The 23,013-nt window shown below is 53.9% G+C and carries 30 protein-coding genes; 9 read left to right on the forward strand and 21 right to left on the reverse strand.

Translation table 11 applies throughout. From position 1 onward, the window contains the following. Positions 1 to 122: 122 nt before the first annotated feature. From NKJ21_RS17915 to NKJ21_RS17950, 8 genes are all read right to left on the reverse strand, one after another. Positions 123 to 518 carry a DUF2570 domain-containing protein gene (locus NKJ21_RS17915; RefSeq protein WP_117328715.1) on the reverse strand — a complete coding sequence of 132 codons (396 nt, stop codon included), beginning with the start codon at positions 516 to 518 and terminating at the stop codon, positions 123 to 125. Next, positions 515 to 1,066, reverse strand: coding sequence for a lysozyme (locus NKJ21_RS17920; protein ID WP_072353955.1), 552 nt, complete (start codon positions 1,064 to 1,066; stop codon positions 515 to 517). The genes NKJ21_RS17915 and NKJ21_RS17920 overlap by 4 nt, the downstream gene beginning before the upstream one ends. Continuing rightward, the gene (locus NKJ21_RS17925; RefSeq protein WP_004187237.1) at positions 1,063 to 1,344 is read right to left on the reverse strand and encodes a hypothetical protein; all 282 of its coding nucleotides are present in this window, start codon (positions 1,342 to 1,344) and stop codon (positions 1,063 to 1,065) included. The genes NKJ21_RS17920 and NKJ21_RS17925 overlap by 4 nt, the downstream gene beginning before the upstream one ends. Then, on the reverse strand, positions 1,335 to 1,535 hold the full coding sequence (locus tag NKJ21_RS17930) for a tail protein X (RefSeq protein WP_004187236.1): 201 nt from the start codon (positions 1,533 to 1,535) through the stop codon (positions 1,335 to 1,337). The genes NKJ21_RS17925 and NKJ21_RS17930 overlap by 10 nt, the downstream gene beginning before the upstream one ends. Continuing rightward, entirely contained in the window at positions 1,535 to 2,032 is a 498-nt protein-coding gene (locus tag NKJ21_RS17935; protein WP_060528035.1) for a head completion/stabilization protein, read from the reverse strand. Before NKJ21_RS17935 ends, NKJ21_RS17930 begins: the two co-directional genes overlap by 1 nt. Positions 2,033 to 2,134: 102 nt before the next feature. Beyond that, entirely contained in the window at positions 2,135 to 2,995 is an 861-nt protein-coding gene (gpM, locus tag NKJ21_RS17940) for a phage terminase small subunit (protein WP_069376332.1), read from the reverse strand. Between the two features lie 46 nt (positions 2,996 to 3,041). Then, positions 3,042 to 4,091, reverse strand: coding sequence for a phage major capsid protein, P2 family (locus NKJ21_RS17945; protein ID WP_060528036.1), 1,050 nt, complete (start codon positions 4,089 to 4,091; stop codon positions 3,042 to 3,044). Between the two features lie 23 nt (positions 4,092 to 4,114). Beyond that, positions 4,115 to 4,948 (reverse strand): GPO family capsid scaffolding protein, encoded by an 834-nt coding sequence (locus NKJ21_RS17950; protein WP_254733087.1) that lies wholly within the window; start codon positions 4,946 to 4,948, stop codon positions 4,115 to 4,117. A gap of 160 nt (positions 4,949 to 5,108) precedes the next feature. On the opposite strand from NKJ21_RS17950, the gene NKJ21_RS17955 reads away from it, so the two are divergent. From NKJ21_RS17955 to NKJ21_RS17965, 3 genes are all read left to right on the forward strand, one after another. Further along, positions 5,109 to 6,830 carry a terminase large subunit domain-containing protein gene (locus NKJ21_RS17955; RefSeq protein WP_060528038.1) on the forward strand — a complete coding sequence of 574 codons (1,722 nt, stop codon included), beginning with the start codon at positions 5,109 to 5,111 and terminating at the stop codon, positions 6,828 to 6,830. Positions 6,831 to 6,832: 2 nt separating this feature from the next. Then, the gene (locus tag NKJ21_RS17960) at positions 6,833 to 7,885 is read left to right on the forward strand and encodes a phage portal protein (protein ID WP_032414438.1); all 1,053 of its coding nucleotides are present in this window, start codon (positions 6,833 to 6,835) and stop codon (positions 7,883 to 7,885) included. 405 nt (positions 7,886 to 8,290) lie between these two features. Then, positions 8,291 to 9,670 carry a P-loop NTPase fold protein gene (locus NKJ21_RS17965; RefSeq protein ID WP_254733090.1) on the forward strand — a complete coding sequence of 460 codons (1,380 nt, stop codon included), beginning with the start codon at positions 8,291 to 8,293 and terminating at the stop codon, positions 9,668 to 9,670. Positions 9,671 to 9,825: 155 nt separating this feature from the next. Here NKJ21_RS17965 and NKJ21_RS17970 read toward each other — a convergent pair whose 3' ends face one another. Then, positions 9,826 to 12,438: a replication endonuclease gene (locus NKJ21_RS17970; RefSeq protein WP_254733093.1), complete on the reverse strand. Its 2,613-nt coding sequence runs from the start codon at positions 12,436 to 12,438 to the stop codon at positions 9,826 to 9,828. Between NKJ21_RS17970 and NKJ21_RS17975 the strand changes: the two genes are divergently transcribed. Beyond that, on the forward strand, positions 12,437 to 12,814 hold the full coding sequence (locus NKJ21_RS17975; protein WP_004201499.1) for a hypothetical protein: 378 nt from the start codon (positions 12,437 to 12,439) through the stop codon (positions 12,812 to 12,814). The genes NKJ21_RS17970 and NKJ21_RS17975 overlap by 2 nt on opposite strands. On the opposite strand, the gene NKJ21_RS17980 is transcribed toward NKJ21_RS17975, so the two are convergent. The 9 genes from NKJ21_RS17980 to NKJ21_RS18020 all read right to left on the reverse strand — a co-directional run bounded on the left by NKJ21_RS17980 (position 12,791) and on the right by NKJ21_RS18020 (position 16,390). Then, positions 12,791 to 12,952 (reverse strand): hypothetical protein, encoded by a 162-nt coding sequence (locus NKJ21_RS17980; protein ID WP_158236918.1) that lies wholly within the window; start codon positions 12,950 to 12,952, stop codon positions 12,791 to 12,793. The two genes, NKJ21_RS17975 and NKJ21_RS17980, sit on opposite strands and share 24 nt — an antisense overlap. Positions 12,953 to 13,137: 185 nt before the next feature. Then, positions 13,138 to 13,311 (reverse strand): hypothetical protein, encoded by a 174-nt coding sequence (locus tag NKJ21_RS17985; RefSeq protein ID WP_023279599.1) that lies wholly within the window; start codon positions 13,309 to 13,311, stop codon positions 13,138 to 13,140. Beyond that, positions 13,298 to 14,266: a Dam family site-specific DNA-(adenine-N6)-methyltransferase gene (locus NKJ21_RS17990; protein ID WP_131034373.1), complete on the reverse strand. Its 969-nt coding sequence runs from the start codon at positions 14,264 to 14,266 to the stop codon at positions 13,298 to 13,300. The genes NKJ21_RS17985 and NKJ21_RS17990 overlap by 14 nt, the downstream gene beginning before the upstream one ends. A gap of 8 nt (positions 14,267 to 14,274) precedes the next feature. Continuing rightward, on the reverse strand, positions 14,275 to 14,841 hold the full coding sequence (locus NKJ21_RS17995) for a 3'-5' exonuclease (protein ID WP_254733096.1): 567 nt from the start codon (positions 14,839 to 14,841) through the stop codon (positions 14,275 to 14,277). 8 nt (positions 14,842 to 14,849) lie between these two features. Next, the gene (locus tag NKJ21_RS18000; protein WP_023279602.1) at positions 14,850 to 15,074 is read right to left on the reverse strand and encodes a hypothetical protein; all 225 of its coding nucleotides are present in this window, start codon (positions 15,072 to 15,074) and stop codon (positions 14,850 to 14,852) included. 68 nt (positions 15,075 to 15,142) lie between these two features. Next, positions 15,143 to 15,415 (reverse strand): hypothetical protein, encoded by a 273-nt coding sequence (locus NKJ21_RS18005; RefSeq protein ID WP_032415217.1) that lies wholly within the window; start codon positions 15,413 to 15,415, stop codon positions 15,143 to 15,145. 2 nt (positions 15,416 to 15,417) lie between these two features. Next, positions 15,418 to 15,657 (reverse strand): DUF4754 family protein, encoded by a 240-nt coding sequence (locus NKJ21_RS18010; RefSeq protein ID WP_101999318.1) that lies wholly within the window; start codon positions 15,655 to 15,657, stop codon positions 15,418 to 15,420. Between the two features lie 11 nt (positions 15,658 to 15,668). Continuing rightward, entirely contained in the window at positions 15,669 to 15,932 is a 264-nt protein-coding gene (locus tag NKJ21_RS18015; RefSeq protein WP_023279604.1) for a hypothetical protein, read from the reverse strand. A 125-nt stretch (positions 15,933 to 16,057) separates the two neighbouring features. Next, a complete protein-coding gene (locus NKJ21_RS18020; protein ID WP_004201487.1) occupies positions 16,058 to 16,390 on the reverse strand; it encodes a Cox family DNA-binding protein in 333 nt (110 codons plus the stop codon). Between the two features lie 95 nt (positions 16,391 to 16,485). Here NKJ21_RS18020 and NKJ21_RS18025 point away from each other — a divergent pair, with 95 nt between their 5' ends. Together NKJ21_RS18025 and NKJ21_RS18030 are read left to right on the forward strand one after the other, a co-directional pair. Continuing rightward, positions 16,486 to 16,788, forward strand: coding sequence for a helix-turn-helix transcriptional regulator (locus NKJ21_RS18025; RefSeq protein WP_032421664.1), 303 nt, complete (start codon positions 16,486 to 16,488; stop codon positions 16,786 to 16,788). A gap of 87 nt (positions 16,789 to 16,875) precedes the next feature. Next, a complete protein-coding gene (locus NKJ21_RS18030; protein WP_032442294.1) occupies positions 16,876 to 17,883 on the forward strand; it encodes a tyrosine-type recombinase/integrase in 1,008 nt (335 codons plus the stop codon). Positions 17,884 to 17,979: 96 nt separating this feature from the next. Here the strand turns inward: NKJ21_RS18030 and agp are convergent, their stop codons facing one another. Then, positions 17,980 to 19,227 (reverse strand): bifunctional glucose-1-phosphatase/inositol phosphatase, encoded by a 1,248-nt coding sequence (gene agp, locus NKJ21_RS18035; RefSeq protein WP_023322299.1) that lies wholly within the window; start codon positions 19,225 to 19,227, stop codon positions 17,980 to 17,982. A gap of 152 nt (positions 19,228 to 19,379) precedes the next feature. Between agp and NKJ21_RS18040 the strand changes: the two genes are divergently transcribed. Together NKJ21_RS18040 and NKJ21_RS18045 are read left to right on the forward strand one after the other, a co-directional pair. Continuing rightward, complete coding sequence (locus NKJ21_RS18040; RefSeq protein WP_012542276.1) at positions 19,380 to 19,829, forward strand: helix-turn-helix domain-containing protein; 450 nt, start codon at positions 19,380 to 19,382, stop codon at positions 19,827 to 19,829. A 115-nt stretch (positions 19,830 to 19,944) separates the two neighbouring features. Next, positions 19,945 to 20,733, forward strand: coding sequence for an SDR family oxidoreductase (locus tag NKJ21_RS18045; RefSeq protein WP_254733099.1), 789 nt, complete (start codon positions 19,945 to 19,947; stop codon positions 20,731 to 20,733). Positions 20,734 to 20,753: 20 nt separating this feature from the next. Here NKJ21_RS18045 and NKJ21_RS18050 read toward each other — a convergent pair whose 3' ends face one another. Next, complete coding sequence (locus NKJ21_RS18050; protein WP_008805930.1) at positions 20,754 to 20,975, reverse strand: hypothetical protein; 222 nt, start codon at positions 20,973 to 20,975, stop codon at positions 20,754 to 20,756. A gap of 256 nt (positions 20,976 to 21,231) precedes the next feature. Here NKJ21_RS18050 and NKJ21_RS18055 point away from each other — a divergent pair, with 256 nt between their 5' ends. Further along, on the forward strand, positions 21,232 to 21,354 hold the full coding sequence (locus NKJ21_RS18055) for a small membrane protein (RefSeq protein WP_002898600.1): 123 nt from the start codon (positions 21,232 to 21,234) through the stop codon (positions 21,352 to 21,354). Between the two features lie 119 nt (positions 21,355 to 21,473). On the opposite strand, the gene NKJ21_RS18060 is transcribed toward NKJ21_RS18055, so the two are convergent. Further along, a complete protein-coding gene (locus NKJ21_RS18060) occupies positions 21,474 to 22,865 on the reverse strand; it encodes an APC family permease (RefSeq protein WP_008805929.1) in 1,392 nt (463 codons plus the stop codon). Positions 22,866 to 23,013: the final 148 nt, after the last annotated feature.

Here is a 23,013-nt window from a genome sequence, read left to right on the forward strand (position 1 = left end):
GCAGTTCCAGCTCCTGAATGCCCGCCTTATCGGCGTTGCAGGTATCCAGCGCATCAAGCAGCGCATCAGACCAGAGCACAAGGCTCCCGTAGCGCATCGGTCTGGGCGGTGGCGCTGGCGTTTCAGTTTTTGCCGTCAGGCTTTCTGGCAAAGGCTCCTGAATGATCACCGGCGCCGACTTCGGCTGCGCGCTGGTACAGGCGGTCAGCGACAGCGTCAGGCACAAGAGCAGCAGCACAGGGATCGCCGGCCAGTTCAGTTTTGATATTTTCACGACGTTTCTCCCCGGCTTCGTTACGCTTTTGCCCCAGCGCTTTCACACTGGCTTCAATCTCGCTGACGTCCTGGCGCAGCGCCCGCACTTCGGCCAGTACATCGCTGGTCTGGTTCAGTTTTTGGGTAGCGTCTGCCAGCGCTTTTTCTGCGCCCTCTCGCTTGTTGGTTTCTATGGTTAACCGGATGCAGGCCACCGCCAGGAGGACACAGATCACCGTGATAACGGCAAGCAACCCTTTCACTTCGCCCCCTTAAACACAGGATCTGACAAGCACCACTCCCGGAACTCTTCCCGGCGGTTAACCAGTCCCTGTAAGCGCCTGCCGCCTGAGTTAACAAAATCCGTTACCCGCTCACAGACGCCGCGCCAGTCAGCCGATTGCGCGTTACGCCAGATTGTCGTTCTGACCTTCTTCCCCTGCCTGTTGGTGTACCAGGCAAGCCCGCTACAACCGACATTAAATGCGCCATCGACCAGCGCTTCGAAAACGCGCTGCGGTGCAGCTGCGCCGTTAAACTCGCGGTTAATGCAACGCTCTGCGCGCATCAGATCATTCACCCAGCGCTCTGCAATCTCCTGCTCGGCATACTCCCGGTTCTGCACTTTCCCGGTCGAGCCGATCCCCACGGTTAGTACGCCTGCCGGGCAGTAATACGGGGTCTTGCGACAATCCTCATATTTCGCCATCTTCAGTTGCGCTTCCGGGCTGGTACGCAGTGACTGCGGCCAGAGCACGGCGGCCAGCGAGATAATCGCGGCGACTGAGCAGGCAATAACGCCCTTTTTCATCGTGGCGCCTCCCTGATAGTGCGGATCAGCTCTTTCACGTCCTGCCGGTTTTCCGTGTCGTCGCGAATGGCGTCGATCAAATCGTTCAGCAGCACGTTATTGGTTTCATGGATACGGGCCATACGGCGGCGATGCATTTCACCTAACACCGCCACCACTACCCCTGTTACTGCCGCAATCGCCGTCAGCCAGTCCTTTTGCGTCATCATTCCGACGCTGCCGAGGAACACCGACCAGAGGTATGCGGCCCAATTCCAGGCGCGGTTTATTAACTCCATAGCTGCACCGTCTCCTTTGTCGCCGAGGCGCTTACCTCCGGCAGTTCCACCACCTGCCCGGCCTCCATGAAGATCTGATCAGCCAGTGACTTGTTCGCAGCAAGTACAATCTCGGTGACACCCTGGGTGGTGCCGTAATAACGCTGGCAAAGCAAATCCACCGTATCGCCCTGTAAGGCCTTCACTTTCATCAGAATGCCTCCGCAGAATTGCGAACTTCACCGCGAATATCGGAGATAGCCCAGCGCGCATCACGCCAGTGATCGTTTGCCTGGCTTGCCAGCGCAGCGGCTTTCTTCTCCCCGGCGTCGCCGGTCGTGTCCACATCACGGAACGTTTCGATCAGCAGGGCGCGGGCTATGCTGTAAACCGCGCGGCGCCAGCGGTAAACCTTCGCGCTCTGCCCGTTAATTTCCATTGCTGGCACGGTATCCAGTGATGCAAATCCGGCGTTCTGCTGTTCGATCCGCCAGGTATCGAGCTGGTCAGCGGTATGGCCCACCGCCTCGATAACAACATGCTTCAGCCGCGAAGTTGTCACCGTGCCAGTGATGCGCATCTCTTTACGGGCATCGCTCAACACGATTTCGGGCCAGAACACACCGGCGGTGACTTTCTCGCCGCCGTCGTTCACATCCGGCACATCCTCTGCTGAGGGGGTTATTGTGCGGGGGGCTACAAGGCTCATGGTGTAGTCTCCAGAAAAGGTGGCGGTGAGCGGACGGAGAAAAGAAAACGCAGTGCGTTGCAGATCTCCGACCGCGCCGCCAGCGCACGGGGCGCAAGTCGATTATTTGTTGGCGGCAGGCGCTTTTTTAGTTGTGGTTTTGCGCGCCGCTGGTTTTTTGGCTGTGCTTTTACGGACGGTTTTAGGCGCGGGCTTTCCGGCCACCACCGCCGTAACCGGTGGTGCTGCATGGCCATCACTCTGCCCCTCTTCGCCATCGTCGCCAGCAGACTCACCCCCGGTAATAGTCGCAGCAGCGGTTTTCTTCAGTTGGCTGGCGAGTTTGTCGATCAGCTTTTTCACTCCTGCGCCAGGATCCATGATCAGTGCAGTACGCAGCAGCCCTAGTGCGGTTTCCTGCTCGGCAGGCGTGCCGTTGCGCAGTGCAAAAGCGCGTGCTTTGTGGAGTTTGGCGCGCACCATATCTGGCATATCGCTGGCTGCGGTAAACTCGGCTACTTCATCGAGCACCGCCAGATATGGCGATACGTCTGTGCTGTCGTCGGCCTTAACCTGAACCAGGATCGGATCACAAATTTCATCGACCAGAGCTGTCGCCGCCGTGCGGTTAAATCGGTCTGGCATCGCCAGGTTATGCGCGATAACGTAACGCCCGATTCGCGCCGCCAGTGGATAATCACGAACATCTATCGCCCAAATCATCAGGCGCGTGATCACTTCATCCTGGCGGCCGCTATTACCTTCGAGCGTTCCCTCAATCCACCCCTCGTAATTGGGTAGCATCTGGCGCTTAAGCGCGGCTTTCGCCTGCTCGCCCTGAATTTTTTTAAGCGCGGCCATATCCATGCGCATGCGGTGCAGGATCTGCTCATGCGCAGTGCGCGCCGTATCGGACAAATCCTCAGCCTTGCCATGACGTTCAGCCATGACGCGTTGAAAATGTCGTTGTGCCGGTGTCAGCATTGTTTCTTCCCCGATGAACGGCGGGCCGAAGCCCGCCAGTGTGCGGTTACGCGCCGCCTTCCTGCGCCTCGGCAAAGGTGATGCCGTCGATAAATGCGACGTTGCCGTAGTCCTCGATCACAAAGTCATCGTTTGAGGACTGGTATGTCGCGATGCGGTTGTACTCCGGCTCTTCCTTGATCGTCCGGCGCAGTCCGCCGCGCTGGTAGTACACCGACAGGTTTTTAAACGGCGTGATCAATACGCCATTGACCGGGAAGTAAGGCGCAATGAAGGTAGGCATGTTGCCAACGCGTTCCTGCGCAACAATCAGCTGACCGGCCAGCATTTCGGTGTTCGGGTTGGTCTGGCTCATGGCGTTAATGGCCGGGAAATTACCGGTAGTCAGCAGGTCGCCTGCCAAGATCACCACGTTATCCGGATTGCGCTTGTGCCATTCATCCATAAGGCTGTTTTTCGCGTCATAGACCGCAGCGCCGAGGTTGCCGTAGGTACCTTTCGCAATGACTTTGTTATCTTCATCGCGTGAGGTGATGGTGACGCCGGAAATAACGCGGTGAGAGGCTTCAGTGCGGATTTTCTCCAGCCAGCCAATGCCGCAATCCTGCAACAGTGGGTTAGCGGCACGATCTGACGGGTCGCTGTATTTGGTGCCGTTAAAGCCAATCATGATGCGATCCAGCGACATCTGACGAGCCATCGCGGCGCTGATCAGCGGCTGGAAGTTCGGCATATGCGCCCAGGCATCGAGCTGTTCGTAGCTGATCCCGTAGTCGTAATTGACCTTACGGCACATGTAATCAAATGGCTCCATCGTATGATTTGCGCCCGGATTACGGCGGGTAGTGGTGCTGTTGTTGACACCAGCCATCGGGCCTTTGCTACCAATCAACACTTTCTGACCAATCTGCTGATTAACGCCAAACACGTTAATTTTGCTCAGGAAAGAATCGCTCTCCTGCGCTGCCTGCTCCAGCTTTTGCTGACGGGTTGGATCAACCGCAAATTTCGCAGCAACTGCCGCAGGCGATACGCCGTTTAACTGCGCCTGGCGCAAAATGTACTGGTCAAACAGCTGGCGGGTATTGTTTTCCATGTTCTCTGCTCTCGTTGTGAATATCAGTAATCAGCCAGTTGCGCGTTAGCGCCGCCGCCCGCCGGTGGTCGCTGGTTAAAGCTGGCATCGGTGGTGCTCAACTTTTGCCGCAGTTCGGCCAGCTCACTGGTGAGTTTCTCAATGGCGGCTTTGTCCTGCTGGCTCTCCTGCTCGGCGGTGTTAAAGCGGTCAATCTGCTCTGACTGCGATTGCGCCACGGCTTCAACGACCTGGTGCATCTGGCTGAAGCGCTGATCGTCGGTTTTCTGGCCCTTGCCGATGATGCTCATCACCCGGTTAAACCACTTAACCCCTTCATCACTGCGCTGGGCGGCCAGTTCGATCACCTCTGCCTCCAGGGCTTCGGTAAACATTGGCGCTTCGCCCTGCTGGTTGTTAAAGGCCATCACCGAGGCGCGTTGCTGCGCGGCAAACTTCAGGCGATCGGTACCCAGGCTCGCCGGGGTATCGGTCATCGCCAGCCCCACCACATAGGCTTTTCCGTTGAGGGCAAACTGAGGATGCAGCTCAATGCTTGAGTAGACTTTCTGGCCTTTATCGGTCATCTGCACCATGCGATCTGATGGCTCGATCTCGGCATAAAGGGCGGTTCGTCCTGCTAACGGGCCGTCGGTAATGTCTTCAGTGCTGAGTGCCACCACATCCCCCATCGCGCCAAAATCGCTATTCGGGAACATAGAGAGATAGTGCTCAATGTTGACGCGTGCGCCGTACACTTCCGGGTTGTAATTCGCTGCCGCATCGCGAAGGTGCTGCGGTTGAATTTCGCGGCCATCAACGGTATTTCCGGAGACGGCAACGCGGAATTTCTTACGTGCTTTTGCTGTGCCTGCCATGTTCGTTTACTCGCTCGGTTTCTGAGTTCCCGGAGATGATGGCAGGGGGTGACGTGCGCTCTCAACGCGTTGTTGTTGTGAGGGAATCACCACAACCAAAAGCGAGCGAAAGGGCACGCGCGCGCGGGTTAATCTCCCCGGCAGGAAGCGAGGAGGACAAATGGCGATTGAAGAAGCATTCATCATGCAGCGGGCGCGGCAGCTTTACTGGCAGGGGTACCCGCCAGCGGAGATTGCACGCCTGATGGGTATTAATCAGAACACGGTTTACTCATGGAAAAAGCGTGATGAATGGGACGCCACGCCACCGATCCAGCGCGTGACGACGTCCATTGATGCACGGTTGATACAGCTCACCACCAAAGACAAAAAGACCGGCGGCGACTTCAAAGAAATTGATCTGCTTACGCGCCAGCTGAAAAAGCTGGACAACGGCACAACAGCCACCCAGCCGAAGAAGAAGATCCGCAAGAAACAAAACTATTTCTCAGAGTCGCAGATTGCAGCACTGCGCGAGAATATTCTCGGCTCGCTGCACTGGCATCAAAGAGGCTGGTACGACAACCACCACTGGCGCAACCGCATGATCCTGAAAAGCCGTCAGGTTGGCGCGACATGGTACTTTGCGCGCGAAGCCCTGGTGCGCGCCCTTTCCGACGATGTGAAGTACAAGCATCAACGTAACCAGATCTTTCTGTCGGCGAGCCGCCGCCAGGCGTATCAGTTCCGCAGCTTTATCCGCTCTGCTGCCGCTGAGGTTGATGTTGAGCTGAAAGGCGGCGACATGATCCAGCTGTTTAACGGCGCCGAGCTGCATTTCCTCGGCACGTCCGCAGCGACGGCGCAGTCGTACACTGGCAATCTGTATTTTGATGAGTTTTTTTGGGTCGGCCAGTTTGCCAACCTGAAGAAAGTGGCCGGTGCGATGGCGACGTTAAAAGGGCTGACGCGTACCTATTTCTCCACCCCGTCAGCAGAAAGCCATGAGGCTTACCCTTTCTGGACAGGTGAAGCATTCAACAAAGGGCGCAGCCACGGAAAGCGGGTTGAATTCGATACGTCCTGGAAGACGCTAAACAGCGGGCTGATGTGCCCGGACAAAATCTGGCGCCAGATCGTCACATTGCAGGACGCCATCGATCACGGCTGGGACCTGACCGACATTGACGAAATCCGCGACGAAAACAGCCCGGAGGAATACGACAATCTGTACGGGTGCCAGTTCATCAAAAGCGGTGAAAGCGCCTTTGACTATAACCGGTTGCTGGCATGCGGCGCAGACGGCTACGACGACTGGCCCGACTGGCGCCCGTACGCCTCCCGCCCGATGGCGGATCGCCCGGTCTGGATTGGCTACGATCCCAACGGTGCCAGCGGCAAAGGCGACAGCGGCGCCATTTCAGTCAATGCCGTGCCGATGGTCGCCGGTGGCAAGTTCCGCACCGTCGAGACGCTTCGCATACGCGGGATGGAGTTCGAAGAGCAGGCCAATCTCATTATCGGCATGCTGAGTCGCTATAACGTGCAACACATCGGGATTGATGGTACCGGCATCGGTGAAGCCGTTTATCAGCTGGTTAAAAAGCACTTCCCGGCAGCAGTCTGTTACCAGTTCTCACCAGCCAGCAAACGCATGCTTGTGCTGAAGATGCAGCAGCTCGTTCGCGGCGGCCGCTGGGAATATGACCGGGGAGAGCTTGATCTCGTTGGCGCGTTCAACTCTGTTCGCAAGATTGTCACCCCCGGCGGCGTTATCACTTACGACACTGACCGCTCGCGCGGCGTCAGTCACGGCGATCTCGCCTGGGCGACGATGCTTGCCACCATTAACGAGCCGCTGGGACAGGAAGGCGGCAGCAGTATGACAGTTACGGAGTATTAACCTTGAGCAAACGAAAATCCATGCGCGGCAGGCAGTATGCCAGGGAGCAGGCCGATCTCGCCGTCTCGCTAAAAGCTGCACCCGAGCTGAACTCGTTCACATTCGATGGCCCCTGGCCGGTGAGTGGCGCGTATGACCTGCTCGATAACATGTACTGCGCCGACAACGGGCGATACTACGAAACGCCGGTTGACTGGTACGGGCTGGCGCGCCAGTTCGGCTATGCCAGCTGGCACCAGTCGGCGCTGTATTTCAAACGCAACGTGCTGGCCGGGTGCTTTATTCCGCACAAACTGCTTTCCCGCCAGGTATTCTCATCCTTCGCGCTGGACTGGTTCGTATTCGGGAACGGTTATCTGGAGATGAGGAAAAACCGGCTTGGCGGTTCTCTCGGCTTTCGTAACTCGCTGGCTAAATATACCCGTCGCGGCTCCGACCTGGACACCTACTGGTTTATTCAATCCGGGCTACAGGATCACCAGTTTACAACTGGCTCTGTCTGCCATGTTCTTAGCCCGGATATTCACCAGGAGATCTACGGTATGCCGGAGTATTTCGCCGGTTTGCTGTCGGCTAACCTGGCACATTCTGCCGACAAGTTCCGCAAACTCTATTACGACAATGGCTCGCATGCCGGGTGTATCGTCTACGTGAACAGCGCAATGGCCGATCAGGAGAGCCTCGACAAGCTGAAGAAGACGCTAACAGATACCCGACGCGGCGGGGCATTCAAAAACATTCTTCTTCACGCCCCTAACGGCGGCAAAGACTCCGTGCAGATCCTGCCGTTCAGCCAGATATCGGCAAAGGATGAATTCGTAGGGGTGAAGTCCTCCACCCGCGATGACATGTTAGCCGCGCATCGGGTGCCGCCTCAATTAATGGGCGCCATTCCGGAAGGCAACGGATCATTTGGCGATATCGAGAAGGCGGCCCGCGTCTTCGCCGTCAACGAGCTGACGCCATACATGGAAGCCATGAAGCATGTTAACGACTGGCTGGGCGAAGAGGTGATCCGCTTCAATCCTTACGCACTGCTCGAAAGCACGAAGTAACTCCAGGCCGCATCGTCATTTCTGACGGTGCGGTACCCGCCAACCCGTATCACCGCCTAGGCCACACAGGCCGCTCACTCACTTTCGAATCCCTACACTTCACCAGACGCCGCCAGCGCCATTCTGGCGCATTCACTCGTTCGCATCATCCGGATCTGCACCAGAAGTCAGCGCGCGACAGGACGTGACTGGCGAACGATACGACCCCCTCCCTTACCCCCTTTACGCGCGCTTGCTCCCCCGCCTCGCCTGCGCCCTAAACCTGCCTCTTTTTGTGCACTTTGTGCAGACCGCCCAAGCCCCGCCAGCTCTGATGATGGCCCTAATTTTGATGTATTGAAAAATTGTGCAAATTTGTTCACATTTATGCGTGGTTCGAAAAACATAAAGACAGGACGGGATGGTATGAAAATTGTGATCCAAGAACCGGATTTGAGTAACGGTTTTGATGAGGCAGATATTTTTAATCGTAAAAAACTATTTCACCAAATAGTAAGATTGATACAAAGCTCTCCCCAAAAGAGTCTTGTTTTCGCGCTTGATGATAAATGGGGCAATGGTAAAACTACATTTGTTAAAATGTTCCAATCCGAAATAGAAAAAGTAGATAGCTATGCAATAGACGCAATATACTTTGATGCCTTCGAAAATGATTATCAAAGTGATCCGTTTATATCTTTATCATCTCTTTTATATTCACACGTAGAATCAAAGAAAACCAAAGGAAAGAAGGTTGGAGATAAAATTCTTTCAGGGATAAAGAAAGTTGGCTCCAATCTCTTACTTAATGGTTCTAAATTTGCGCTAACAGCCATCTCAGGTGGGATCATATCATCCAATAAAATAGATGGGATAGGAGAAGTCATAACCGATTCTTTAAAATCAGACGTTGAGGGATTTATTGAAGACAGAATAAAATCAATAAATAATGAAAAAAAAGATATAAACGATTTCAAGGAAAGCTTAAAGGAAATAATCACAGTAACCAATAATAAAACCTTGATTATAATTGATGAACTGGATAGGGCAAGGCCTGATTATGCACTGGATCTTCTCGAACGAATAAAACATTTATTTTCAGTTGATGGTCTTGTTTTTCTTTTGGTTATGAATAGAGAGCAATTCGAAAAAAGCATTTCATGTAGATATGGAAACATTGACTCTAGAATGTATTTAAATAAATTTATTCATTACTGGTTTTCACTTCCTAAAAAAACTGTATCCTCCAAGCATGTGGTTTTAGGTAAATCACCAACAACAAATTTCGACTATATATCCCATGTTCTTGAAAAAAGTAACATCACCTCTTTTCACCCCTCAGGGGTTTTTATTAGAATACTATCATTCTTAATTGATAGAAATAACGCTTCTTTACGAGAAGTGGAGCGATGCCTATCCGTTCTCGCTGTAGTTGACAACCCTAAAGAGTTTAATGCGATTACAAATAATTACTATAATGCTGGGTTAGCACTAGTTGTATTTCTAAAAGTATTTAACCCAGCCTTGCTGGAAGAGTTGATTTTTCGTGAAACCAATTATTCTGATTTCATGTCAAAATTAAAAACCAATTTCCCTGATACCCAAAGCAATATAATCACTCAGAGTCACCTATCTTTTTTAACATCATTAGTTAGATATCATTTTTTAAGCAATGAAGAATTGAGACATATGCGCTTAAGTAAAGATCAGTGGATTATAGACATTGAGAACACAACGGTTCACAATCTTAGAACAATGATAATTGAAGATATTGCCTCGTCAATTGATAACATGCATATTAATTAAATTATTAAGACTCCGATAGGAGTCTTGATTTATAAAGCTCGCTTATAGTTCTCAACATTTAATGTTCCGTCACTTAATTTTAGCGTTTGCGCGTAGATATTAATACTAATGTTTCCGCCTATGCTGGATTATAATTAAGCATCTCTGTGTGTGTTTCAATTCTTTTTTCGGTTAACAACCTTACTCCAGCGCGTGATCAGGTCACGCACTGCCATATATTCGGAAGTTGGTTTATCTTTCTCGCCTGCCCGCCACACTTTCACCTCACGCAATTGGCCATTGTCCGCAGCGAGCAGGCTACCGCTGTGGCGAATGCGGGCGCCGCCTGCAACTGATCGCACAACTTCATCACCGACGAAAATCCAGCAATCGCGGAGCTGCGCGCCGATGCTGGCGATCATCTCTTCGGTGACGCCGTGTTTTTGCGGCGCTTCTTTTTGCTGTGCCTGGCGTAATGCGGCTTCTGCCTTTTTCTTCTGGTACTCCGCAACCGCCGCCACGTAGTTATCTGCGCGCCGTTCTGCCTCGATCCGCAGCTGTTCGCGCCAGCGCCGCTCGGCCTCTTCCGGCGTCAGTCTCATATCTTTCGCTTTCGCGGCGGTAACTTTTGGCCCCCATGTCAGCGCGGTTTCGTCATCAATCGATGTGCGCAGGCCGCGCGCGGTGCGCGTGAAGGCTTGATCTGAGCTTTCCCGAGCGGATTTTCTTAGCCTGCTGGTGATCTCCTGCCTTTGCTGGCGTGAATATCGCCTCAAAACATCGATATTCAGCGGAAGTTCTGTCACTGAACTGTCGCCGGGCGCGGTTATATCAGCTGGCACCGCCGTTTCTGACGGTGGTTTTTCGTCCGATCCGGCGCGCCCCGTACAGTTATTGACAGAACTCCGAGGGGCCGCTGCGCGGCCTTCTAAGGTCAAAACCTCCACCGGCGCGGGCTTGCGCTTCGGCACAATTTTGTAATCGGTGGTGCGGGTGAAAATGACCGACTCACGGATGGTGAGAGGGCAATAGACGCCGGTTATTTTGGCGACCGTGTCACCATAATCGTTGCCCTCTTCGGTATATTCGTAACTGATGCGAACGCGCAGGCAGTCGCGGGACACCAACGGGCCACCCTGAGCGTGGTTGTACCCCGGCCAGTCCGACGCGTCAGCGGCTGCGCGCGCCTCCTCGATCTCAGGATGCAGAACCAGCTCGCGATTACCTAACCGGCGCAGTTCGCGCCATGTAGTCACTGGAGCGCCGCCGATCTGTTGAAACTGGCGGATATTCCAGCGCGACGCCCACGCGCGCACGCGCTTCGCCATCTCTTTGACGGGCTGGCCGGATTCGTCGTCTAACTCGCCATCCATGCCGTAACCGTCAATATTTTTAGAGATGTACTTCGCGATATAGCCCGTTGCCGAGCCAAATTTTTCATCAATCGGTGTAACGGTAAAGCGGTGCTCCTGCGCGCCCGGCTCGTAGCCGTCCTCTTTCAGCGCATGCTTGCGGAAAACAGCCGTTGCAAACTCCACCTCTTCCGGGCGGAGAAACAGCAACAGATGCCAGTGTGGCGTTCCGTCATGGTGCGGTTCGGCAACGCGAAAACCGAATGCGCGGATCCCCTCGCGGCCCCATTTTGCACGGACGCGCGCCCAGACTTTGCATAAGTATTTCTGCGTTTGTCGCGGGCTGGCATCACGATATTTGTCATTGCGCTTGCCCGATTTTACGTGTGAAGAGTGATAGCGAGACGGTGCTGTTAGCGTGTAGAACATGCCAACCAGGCCCATTTCTTTTGCCATATCCTCAAAACCGCGCATGCGCACCATCAGCTCGGCGCGGGCGTTTTTAGGGTTGGACGTACTCCCCATGACCTTATCAAGCAGCGAGGTACGCTCGCCGGTGTCCTGGTCTTCCAGTTCCATTGCCTGAAGGTATTCAAAGTTCGCTTTTTTCTGGGCTATCCACTCTTTGAAGCACGGATCAGAACAATACGGCGAGGCTACCTTACTGACATAGCCAGCGGCGATCATGAGGTGCTCGCGCCAGCAGTCATGGATCCGGCGGATTTTACCTAACCACCACTTTTCTGACTGAAGGCGCGCAACGGCACGCAGCGCCTCTTCGGCCTCCAGCTTCTCTTCGCAATACCGGCTCCAGCCAGGGATCGCGATATTGAGCGCTGTCGCTTTACTGGCGATAAATCCGTATGCGTAAAGCGTGGAAAACTCAACATCAGCGGTTTTCTCATACTGAAAATCAAACTCGCGCATAAACTCGCTTTTCATCAGGTTGGCGAGCTTATAAGCCAGTCGTTTCAGGCGTTTTTTGTCCGCCCAAGGCAGCAGGTGAAAATCATCACGGAGGGGCGCAAGGATCGCCGGGAGCGCGGCCTGCGGTAGGTATTGTGCGTTTACCGCATCGACACGGCGTAAGACATGGCGTTCAAACGTACTGAACAGCCAGCGCACGGCCTCTTTTGGGTCGTGACGCTCCAGCGATTCCAGGCGCAGAGAGAACCGCTTGCGGATAAACGCCGGTAGAGTCTGAACCCGGCGGCGCAGGTAGTGGGCGCGTCCCTTGCGGTCGAATGCTTCACGCGCGGCACCTTCGCGCGGGCGCATGGGGGTGCGATAAACGGTATCGACCAAATCCGCATAGGCGAGCGTCTTCCGCTCGCCTTTCGGGGTGAGATACTCAATTTGAGGATCTGAGACGTGGTTGGGGTTGATAGCCTGCCGTTTGGCGTTCCATTCCCAAACTAAGGAGGAATAGTCAGACATGATCTGCCTTTTCTGGCTCGCCATGTGCGGCAAACTTTCTTGCCCTCAAACGCAGCAGATGGTTAGTATTGCCAACGCATACAGCAAAAAAGGGATAAAAATGAAAGATAAATATGTAGAAGGAAAAGTGAAGTCCTCCATTGATGAGAAAATCTCCGAAGTAGTCCGCAAAGCGAAGGATGCTGAACTTGGTGGCATGCCGATGCTGACAGCGATTCAAAATGAAGCTGGTGATATTTACCGCGTCATTACTGTTGATGGTCTTGGCGCATACCTGGCTCTCGTTCAAGGCATTGCTAAGCTTGGGCTGACTGATCTTCATGCAGATAACCTTAATCCTGGAAAATACGATTCATTGTTCGTTTTCAAGCAATAATCTCTGGCGGCAAAATGCCGCCTTTTGTTGCTTTTTTGACTTGTATTTATTGACATATTTCCATGCATCAACCTGTTCCAGCAGTCGATTCATTAGCTCATTTCCTTTGAGTTGATACTTCTCTTCGTACAAAGCCATTTAGTTTTCTCCTTTGATTTCACTACATTTTTATAAGAGACCACAGCGCATCCCAGACCACAGAGCCAACACGAAAGGCGAGATAGCCCATCGGGATTCAGAACAACAGCGAGCAAAGCGCACAGCAGATCACAAGGTTTCGCCAGAACCGGCGGTAATTGGTTTCTTCGTTCATTTGCGGATCCTCAGATCGTTACCGTGTCGCCGGGTTGAACCTGGCGGGCTTCTTTTTCGCTATCGCGGATGATGGTTGTGTTGCTGTATCTGCCCCAGCTCAACACCTCCACCTCGACGATCCAGAAATGGCGATATGGACGAACGTCCAAAACTCGCGTCACAACGGCATCAAGCGTGTTCATCAGATGGCTCCCCGTTATCGAATCCGGCGGCCGGGTCAAACCCGATCCATATCGCCGCCGGCCGCAGATGTTCAGTGGCGCTCGTCCAAGCTCCACATGCGCCAGAGTTGCAACCCGCATCGCCGCGAAGAGCGCCGATCACTTCACCGGCCATATCGCGGCTTTTGGCGCTGACAGAGCGGCGAACGCTGAAGGCATGGAGATTGAAAGCGGAGTAGATTTCGCGGGTTTCCGGGGTGTCGCTGTTGGATATCACCGCGCGGGTGCCGTGCTGGCGATGCGCATCGAGCAGGGTTGCAACCAGGTCGCGGTGATCGTCCAGGGTAAATGGCCTGCCGTAGGCGGTGAAGTTGGCGGTTTTGCTGGCCGGGATATAGGGGGGGTCGCAGTAAATAACGGCGTCATACGCCAGCTGCATAACGTCAGGAATGGTGTAGCGAAAATCGCCATCAATGAAAACGGCTTTTGTGTCGTTGGCCTTTTCGGCAAAGCTGCGCATCTCGTCAGCCGGAAAGTAAGGTGCGGCATACTTCCCGAGCGGGACGTTATGTTCACCCTTCTGATTGACGCGATATAGCCCGTTAAAACTATGGCGATTCAGGTACAGGAACAAAGCGGCATAAAGTAAAGCAGTGTCAGCCTTGCCCGTATCGCTCCACTGCATGGAGTTAAATAGCGCACGGCGCTTGTAATATTGCTCTTCGTTATTGCCACCCAGGAACATTCCGCGAGCGGTATCAATCAGTCGCTCGGTGTTGGAAGTCAGCACACGAAAGAAATTGATCAGCGCGCGATTGCTATCGCAGAGGATGTAACGGCGGTATTCCGTGTTCATAAACACGGTACCGCTGCCAACGAACGGCTCGATTAAACAATCGGCTTTCGGCAGTTGCATTAGCAGCTGCGGCATGACGCGGGTTTTGCCGCCAGCCCATTTGATAGGTGATTTAGTCATTGCGCGCCTCACAATGATTCGAGGTGCGGGGAGGTCAGGCGCTGCCAGATCTCGCAAACCTGCTCGGCCTGATAGATGGCGTCGGTTAAGGCGTTGTGTGCAACTGAGCGGCGCGGATGGGGGGCGTAACCGATAGCTCCGGCCACTGTAAGCAGCGAGCGGAAGCAGCATTCATTCCAATAAAGCCACGGCAGCATGGAAACGCCTTCGAGCGATGAGCGTTCAAATGCAGATTTGAGGATCGGGAAATCAAACGAACCGCCCTTGCACCACACCTTCAGATTCTTTTTCTTGGTTTCAGGGAATGCGCCTTCAATGAATTTGGCGAAATCCAGCATCACCTCAATTTCATGCGACTTCGCGCTTACCAGCTCGCTGATTGGTTCTTTATCCTGCCTGAGCCACCACATCACCGTGTCGGCGGAGATATGCGCGCCGCGATTCTGCGAGGTTCGCGGATCAATTGTTTGATAGAACGAAGGGCCGGTTTTACCGGTTGATGGTTCGAAGAAAACCGCGCCAATCGCGCAAATCACTGCATTCGGCTGGGTGCTGAGTGTTTCAATGTCGATCATTAAGTGGTTCATTGTTTGCTTTCCTCAGTGATGGTTAATTCGCGGGCGTCAGCCCACTGTTCGATTGATGAATAAATCTCTTCCGGGGTGGCGCTTTCCTTTTTCAACTGGCCAACATAAATACGCAGTAAGCCGAGCAGGTGCGCGCGTTCGTGTTTCCGTGCGTTGATGCTTATTTCCACAAAATCCGGATCGCTTATTCCGCTTTCCAGCTTGATTGACTTAACCCCCATGCGGCCTCCTGAAAAAGGCAAAACGAGTCCCCGGCAAAATGAATACCGTTGTTTTTAACGCTGGTTAATTAGTGGTTAGGGCGCGGCTTTCGTTTAATTGACTTGAATACCCTCTCATGCCAGTAATACAGAAAATCAATAAATGTCATTCGCGCACGCTCATGATTACCGCGAATTGTTTTTTCCAGACCGTAAATAATTAAATCTATTGACGGACTGTCAGGGCTAACGGCAATACGCGCACCGTTTCTCAGGTGAACCGTAAATCCCTGTTCGGCGTTTTCTATCGCCTCACGGATCAGCATCTCCTGTTCCCATGATGTTTTCTCTTCGGTGAAGATACTCATACAGCAAGCCCTACAACTGCTGGTGACGGTACCTCACCATTCATGATGGCGCTAACGAACGGACGAAGCTCGCTGAGGGCGTCATCATCATTCATGCAGAAGGCTGTACCGTAAACGTGCTGGACGCCGCTAGCTAATACGCCGTAATGCGACTTGCGGCCCTGTGGGTTGTTTTCCAGGTTGAAATAATAATCTTCCAGCATTTTATTAATCTGTTCAGCATAAAGGCGTTTCATTTCCCGTTCTCCTAATGATTAATAAAGTGGTGATTGGTGATAATACGGTCTATCGTTTTGCGCGCTTCAGATAATGCAAAGTCAATTCCGAAAGAATCACCATCTTTCATAATTTGATAACGCTTCTTGCCTACCCTGCGCGGTAATACGCGAATGGTGAAGCCGCAACAAATCCCGGCGTGCTTATTTATCCAGGTGACTTTAGGTAGATTATCGCAGTGGTTACCGCGAATGCTTCCCGCGAACTTGCCATGCTGTGAGTGGTGTTTATTCATGTAGGCCCATCCTTAAATAATAAACACCTGGATAAACTTAAGCGTCAGCGCAACAGCGATCGCGCCGATACAGACGCCTGCAATCGCAGTGACCATGAGTACTATTCTTTCTTTCAAATAAGGATTCATACCGTAGCCCCGCCACCAAACATGTTTACGCCCATATCATTCGCCAGCTTATTGGCTTTCTTGATCCAACCTGCTCGCCAGTCCTGTCGCTCAGGGGGTAGTTTCGACGTAGCTTCATGAACCATCTCAAGCCATTCGTTCCACAGAATCAGGAGGCGGCGAGTACTGCCATCAGGGCCAAGTACTTCGCGCTCAGTGACCATCGGTAAAAGGCGGCGATCCATCATGTGACGAACGGCTGACTCCGTTTTGCCGGTTCGACGAGAAAACTCATCAGCAGTGATCGGGTCTGGAATCTTAAACAGCGCGCTCAAAACTGCATCTTTCATGTGATAATCTCCACGTTTGGGGTATTGATGGTCTCAAATGCCCCAGACCACCAACCTATGAATGAAATATAATTCACATGTCGGAGAATTGCAACATGAGTATGAATGTGGCGGAAAAGTTGAAAATTATGCGCGAGAGTGAGCGCCTTACAAGTTTGCCAGAGGCGGCCAAAATGCTTGGCTTGAATCGTGACGCTTTGTGGCGTTACGAGGCAGGAAAAACAATCCCTAACACTGAGGTGATTATGAGCATTCTTAATCATCCTCGATTTGAAAAATATGCCCTGTGGTTCATCACCGGAAAGATTGCCCCTGAATCCGGGCAGATCGCACCGGCTCTCGCACACTTTGGGCAAGACGAAACAACGTCTCAGCCCTCAGACCAGAAAATTGGCTGAGCATCTTTCTTGCTTATCTCTATGAAAATCATCGCGTAACTATCTGTTACGTGACACCAGATCGCGTGTTTACCAGAGGTGACAGCTATGACCGTTAAGCTGCTCGATGGTGGACGCTATAAAGTGGATATCAGACCGCGTGGAGCGACAGGACGTCGTATACAGCGGATTTTCAACAAGAAAGCTGATGCTGTTGCTTTTGAAAAATATGTCATCAGCAATATGCACGACAAAGACTGGCTGGATAAACCAACCGATCACAGGCGGCTAAGTGAGCTGCTTGATAGATGGTGGGAGCTGCACGGCCGAAGTCATAAGTACGGTGAGAAGCGCCAGCGCGAACTTAAGCGGGTAATTAGTGATATGGGCAACCCTCGCCTTTCAAAAATCAATAAGGGGTTTATTGCTGAGTACAGAAGCCAGCGCCTTTATGAAGGGGTTAAGGCTTCGACTGTTAACCGCGACTTGAGTACGTTACGAGGCCTATTCCGTGTATTGACTGAAGCGGAAGATCTCCACGCAGAGAACCCACTAAAAGGGATCACAGATCTCAAGCAGGAAAGGCCAGAAATGTCCTATCTGAGTACTGAAGAGATCGAAAGGCTGCTTTCAGCTTTAAGTGGTGACGCCCGGCGCCTCACTGTTCTGTGCTTAAGCACCGGCGGCCGCTGGGGGGAATCGCTGAATATGCTGGCTCAGAACATGTTGCATGGAAAAGTGACGTTTACCAAAACCAAAAACGGGAAGGCACGCACCGTCCCCATTTCTGGTGAGGTCATGAAATACGTCAAAACCAAAACCACCGGCAGACTCTTCGACGTTGACTATGTCGAATATCGCAAGGTGCTAAGGGAAGTGAAGCCAGATCTACCCAAGGGCCAAGCTACGCATGTTTTGCGTCATACCTTTGCGGCGCACTTCATGATTAATGGGGGGAATATCTTGACGTTAAATAAAATATTGGGACATTCGAAAATTGAGCAGACTATGACTTATGCGCATTTTTCACCCGACCACCTTAGCGACGCAATTCACCTGAATCCGCTTAGTGATGGTATCCACATTCCATCCACTAAAATGGTGAATAGCGGTTAACGCCGATACCCCAGCAAGCAGCTAACCCCATGATCTATTAAGAATTAGCAAGTAGTTCATGGGGACAACAACCCGGATTGCTCCGGGTTTTTTACATTATTTCGCCGCCTCGTTGATCACCTTTTTAAAGGTCTCCAGCGGACAGAATCCCTGATCGTCAACCGGGCAGCCGTTAAGCGCCAGGGTGACCCGCTGCGGCGGGGCCTGCAGGGTTAACGCGTCGGCGTTACGCAGCTGTTCAGTACTTTGATAGACATACTCAATCTTCATCAGATCGCGATTACCGGCGCTGTCATGCCAGCGCTGAAACAGCAGTTTGCCGCCAATGGGCGTGCGCTCGTACTGGCCAGGTAGTTGATAAGGCTTAAAGTCCAGGGCCGTCAGCAGCGAGGCGATATTCGAGTCGTGCCCCACCAGCAGCGTGACTTTCGCCTTGTTGGCCTCCTCGCCCACCAGCGCGTTATCGATATATTTAACCAGCGGTTTGGCGACGTTTTGCGCCACTGCCGTCGAGGTAAACAGACTATCCTGGTAGCCGTTTTTCAGCTTCGACAGCACCTGCCATTGCTTATCGCTGGTGATTTCCCCCCACGCCACCTGGTCTTTCGGGAAACCTTCATAATATTGCAGGGTGAAGGCGTCCACCAGCGAGTTGCCCACCTTCAGCGGACCGGAAACCCCCGGCTCCTGTTGATAACCGGCGCTAAAGGTATCTTTACCCTCGCTCAGCGAGCAGACCTGCTTCTCTTTGCAGGAGGGCGAGTTGCGGTAATCGATCATCGTCTCCAGCAGCTTATAGCTCTCGGTCAGTTGCATCCCCTGACGCTCTTTTTCCATCGCCTGCAGCGCTTTCTCGCGAAACGCGGGGGAGTCGTCGGTAATAACCGGGTTGAAGGTCGGGTCCATGGTGCCCATCTGCGGCTGATGGTGCACCGTGATACCGCAGCCCGGGAACGCGCCGGTGATAAAGAACTGCGCGGTGGCGACGGTGCGCTGCAGGCTGTTGGCATAGGCGTAAACCGCGTTTTCCGGCGGGCACTCACCGCCGGTCACCAGCTTCTGCTGCGCCAGCCATTCGCGCATATAGTGGCCCATATACACCTCCAGCACGCCGCCTTTGGTGGTCAGCTGGCCGCCCGGCACATCCCACTGCGGCCAGGCCTTGGCGGTGGACTGCTCGAGCACGCTGCCGTTATTGGCCAGCGGCGCACGCAGGTTGTGACGGCTCATGATCAGCACCTGCTGCAGCTGATACCCCTCCGGGGCGGCCGAGTCCTGCGCCTGAGCGCCAGCGGATAACATCACCGCGCCGGCAACGGCGGCGGCAAGTAGACGTTTTTTCATCCCTTCATCCTTAGTCGTTTATTATCATCGCGTTAATTGTGACGGATTTATGACATTTTTCCTGGTAATCGCTCGCAAACTTAGACCGTAGCCGAAAATTTCCCCTGCCGGGCAAAGAGTTTTATAATGAAACAATTAACCTGGAGGCTTTCGTGAAACGTACCCGTCTGGAAAACAGCTGTTGCCCTATCGCCCGCTCCCTCGATGTTATCGGCGACTGGTGGTCGCTGCTGATCGTCCGCGATGCTCTACGCGGGGTGCGCCGGTTTAGCGAATTCCAGAAAAACCTCGGTATTGCCAAAAACATGCTCGCCGGGCGGCTGAAAATGCTGGTGGATGAAGGCATCCTGCGCCTGCAGCCGGCCTCCGATGGCAGCGCCTGGCAGGAGTATGTCCTGACCGACAAGGGCCGTGCCCTGCAGACGGTGCTGGTCGCCCTCTCCCAGTGGGCAGACGACTATCTGTTCGAGCCCGACGAACCGGCGACCCGGCTCATTGACCGTCAGCAGCGCCAGCCCCTGCGTAAGCTGGTCTTGCAGGCGGCGGATGGCCGTGAGCTGGCCCCGGCAGACATCACCATCGCTATTCCGCTGAACGACTAAACGCTGCCCGCGGCAGGCAAAAATGAAAAAGTCCGGACAAAATGGTTGCATTATTAAACCTAATATCTCATGCTGAATTTGGTTTAATAATGCAACCTTTTACGAGGCAATTCTCATGACCCAACCATCGCACACTGCTTTTATCACTGGCGCGTCCTCAGGTATCGGCGCGATCTATGCCGAACGACTCGCCGCCCGCGGCTACAACCTGATCCTCGCCGCCCGTCGTGAAGACCGGCTGCTGGCGCTCGCCGACCAGCTGCAGGCGCGCTACGCCATCCAGGCCAGCATCCTCAAAGCCGATCTTAGCGAAGAGCACGGGATTGCCGCCGTAGAGCAGCGTCTGCAGCAGGATCCCGCCATCGACCTGTTCATTAACAACGCCGGCACCGCGAAAATGGCGGGTTTTCTCGCCAGTACGCCGCGGGAGCACCAGGCGATTCATACGCTCAATACCACGGCGCTGCTGCGCCTGAGCTATGCCGCGCTGGCCGCTTTCATCTCACGACGCCGGGGAACGCTCATTAATATTGCCTCCATCCTCGCGCTACATACGCTGCCAGGTAGCGCGGTCTACAGCGCCAGTAAAGCCTGGGTGTTGAGCTTCACCCGCGGTCTGCAGGATGAGTTTGCCGACAGCGGCGTGCGTATTCAGGCGGTATTGCCGGCGGCGACCGCCACCGATCTCTGGCCGACCTCCGGCGTGGCGTTGAACGCCCTGCCCACCGGCACGGTGATGACCACAGAGGATCTGGTGGACGCCGCTCTCAGGGGGCTGGAGATGGGGGAACAGGTCACCTTACCACCGGTTCATGACCTGGGACTATGGGAGGCTTTTGAGCAGTCCAGACTGGCGCTGTTTACCAGCGCACGAACCGGACAGCCTGCGCCGCGGTATCGCTAAGCGGCACCTTGCGGCGGGCATTACTCCGGTAGCGGAACCGCCGTCAGGGTACAAATGGCCTCGTGCTCGCCGCCGCGGCGATCGGTGATCACCACCTTATCGCCCGCTTTTTTGCCTTCACACGGCTTGAGGACCTGCTCCACGATCTGCTCGCGGCTCGCCTGACGTTCACTTTCAGCCTGGCTGGCAAAGGCAGACAGCGCCAGCACCACGCCCAGCAGGCTGAGGGATTTCTTATACATGACTGACTCTCAGATCGTTCTTATTCGCGGTCAGCGTAACCCGCTGTACGCCGCACTTCTGTAAAATCACTTAACGGAGTGTTACATCCTTTCAGGTGAAACCCGGGCGGTCACATTCCTGCGGGAAATATTTTATCACAACCCCGCCGCCGGATATTCTCGCGATGAGGCGTCATCTTTCAGACATATCCCGATGTTATCTTCAAACAGAGCCCTGTATCTTTTTCCCTTTCTAAACAGAATATTAGGTTGGTCTATGTCGGGTCTTATTCTCTTTATCGTCGCGGTGGCGCTGCTGGGCGTCGCCATCTACAGCCTGGTGTCGTACCTCAAAGAGCGGCGCGCCAGTCAGTTACCTGTCCATAAAAAGAAGAAATAATACCTTCCGTTCCCCGCCGTTTTCTGCTGATTTCTTTACCGTCCTGTACTGTCCCTTACCGAACCAAAAACGAAGGCAGGCCTGTGGGCCTGCCTTCGCTCAAGCGCAGTATCAAACGTTTATGACTCCCAGGCCTGCTCCGCTTTGGTGGCATCGAACTGCGGCGGCGGTTTACGGAAGCGTCGGGTCAGGTAAGCCAGGTACAGCAGGCCAAGCGCCGCCCACACCAGACCAAGCGTTAGCGAGGTGGCCTCGAGGTTGATCCACAGCACGCCCACCGTCAACGCGCCGACCATCGGCAACAGCAGATAGTGCAGCCGATCCTTCCAGGTTTTGTTATACCCCTTGCGCCGCCAGAAGTGGTTGAACACCGACAGATTTACGAAAGTGAACGCCACCAGCGCGCCGAAGTTGATCAACGCCGTGGCGGTCACCAGGTCGAAGAACAGCGCCGACAACGCAACGATGCCCACCATAATCACGTTCAGCGCCGGGGTACGCCATTTCGGATGCACATAGCCAAAAATGCGCTCCGGGAAGACGTTGTCGCGGCCCATCACGTACAGCAGACGGGAGACGCTGGCATGCGAGGCCAGGCCCGATGCCAGGGTGTTAACAAAGGTGGTGCAGAGGAAAATCGACTGGAACAGCTTGCCGCCCACGTACAGCGCAATCTCCGGCAGCGCGGCATCGGGGTCTTTAAAGCGATGAATATCCGGGAAGAACAGCTGCATAAAGAACGACGCGACGATGAAAATAATGCCGCCGTACATCGCAGTAAGAAAAATCGCTTTCGGGATCACCCGTGCGGCGTCAGGGGTCTCTTCCGACAGCGTGGTCACCGCGTCGAAGCCGAGAAACGAGAAGCAGACAATCGTCGCGCCGGTAATAATCGGGATCAGATGCGCATTCTGGCTGATAAACGGCTGCAGCGACCAGACGGTCCCCACCCCCTCGCCTTTGTGCAGCCCCTGCACCACCAGAATGACAAACACCACCATGATCGAAATCTGCACGAGCACGAACAGGGTGTTGAAGTTGGCCACCAGGTTAACGCTTTTCAGGTTCGCGGCGGTCAGAATGGCGACAAAGGTGACCACCCACACCCATGGCGGCACCTCCGGGAACAGCGCCGAGAGATAGATCTTCGCCAGCAGGACGTTGATCATCGGCAGAAACAGATAATCGAGCAGCGACGACCAGCCGACCATAAAACCGACGTGCGGACTGATGGATTTTTGCGCGTAGGTATAGGCGGAACCGGCTTCCGGGAACTGACGCACCAGTTTGCCGTAGCTGATGGCGGTGAACAGCACCCCGGCCAGCGCCAACAGATAAGACGCCGGTACGTGGCCATTGCTGATGCCGGAGACGATGCCGAAGGTATCAAACACCGTCATCGGCGTCAGATAGGCCAGCCCCATCATCACCACTTGCCAGAGTTTGAGGGATTTACGCAGGCGTGGTCTGCCCGCCTGAGCGGCGTTATGCGCAGGAAGATTAATAGCCATCGCCCATTCCCCCCTTGCTGTTAACAGTTTGCGGGCCCAACGTCCGCGTGACAAACCTGCTTAGCAAAGGGGTAAGGCATAGATAAAAGGGTAAGACGGACCGGTGAGCGGTAGCTGGCTGGCATTCCATGCGGCCTGAACGGCCTCC

This window comes from Klebsiella sp. SWET4, from assembly GCF_024296565.1.
Taxonomy (GTDB): domain Bacteria; phylum Pseudomonadota; class Gammaproteobacteria; order Enterobacterales; family Enterobacteriaceae; genus Klebsiella; species Klebsiella variicola.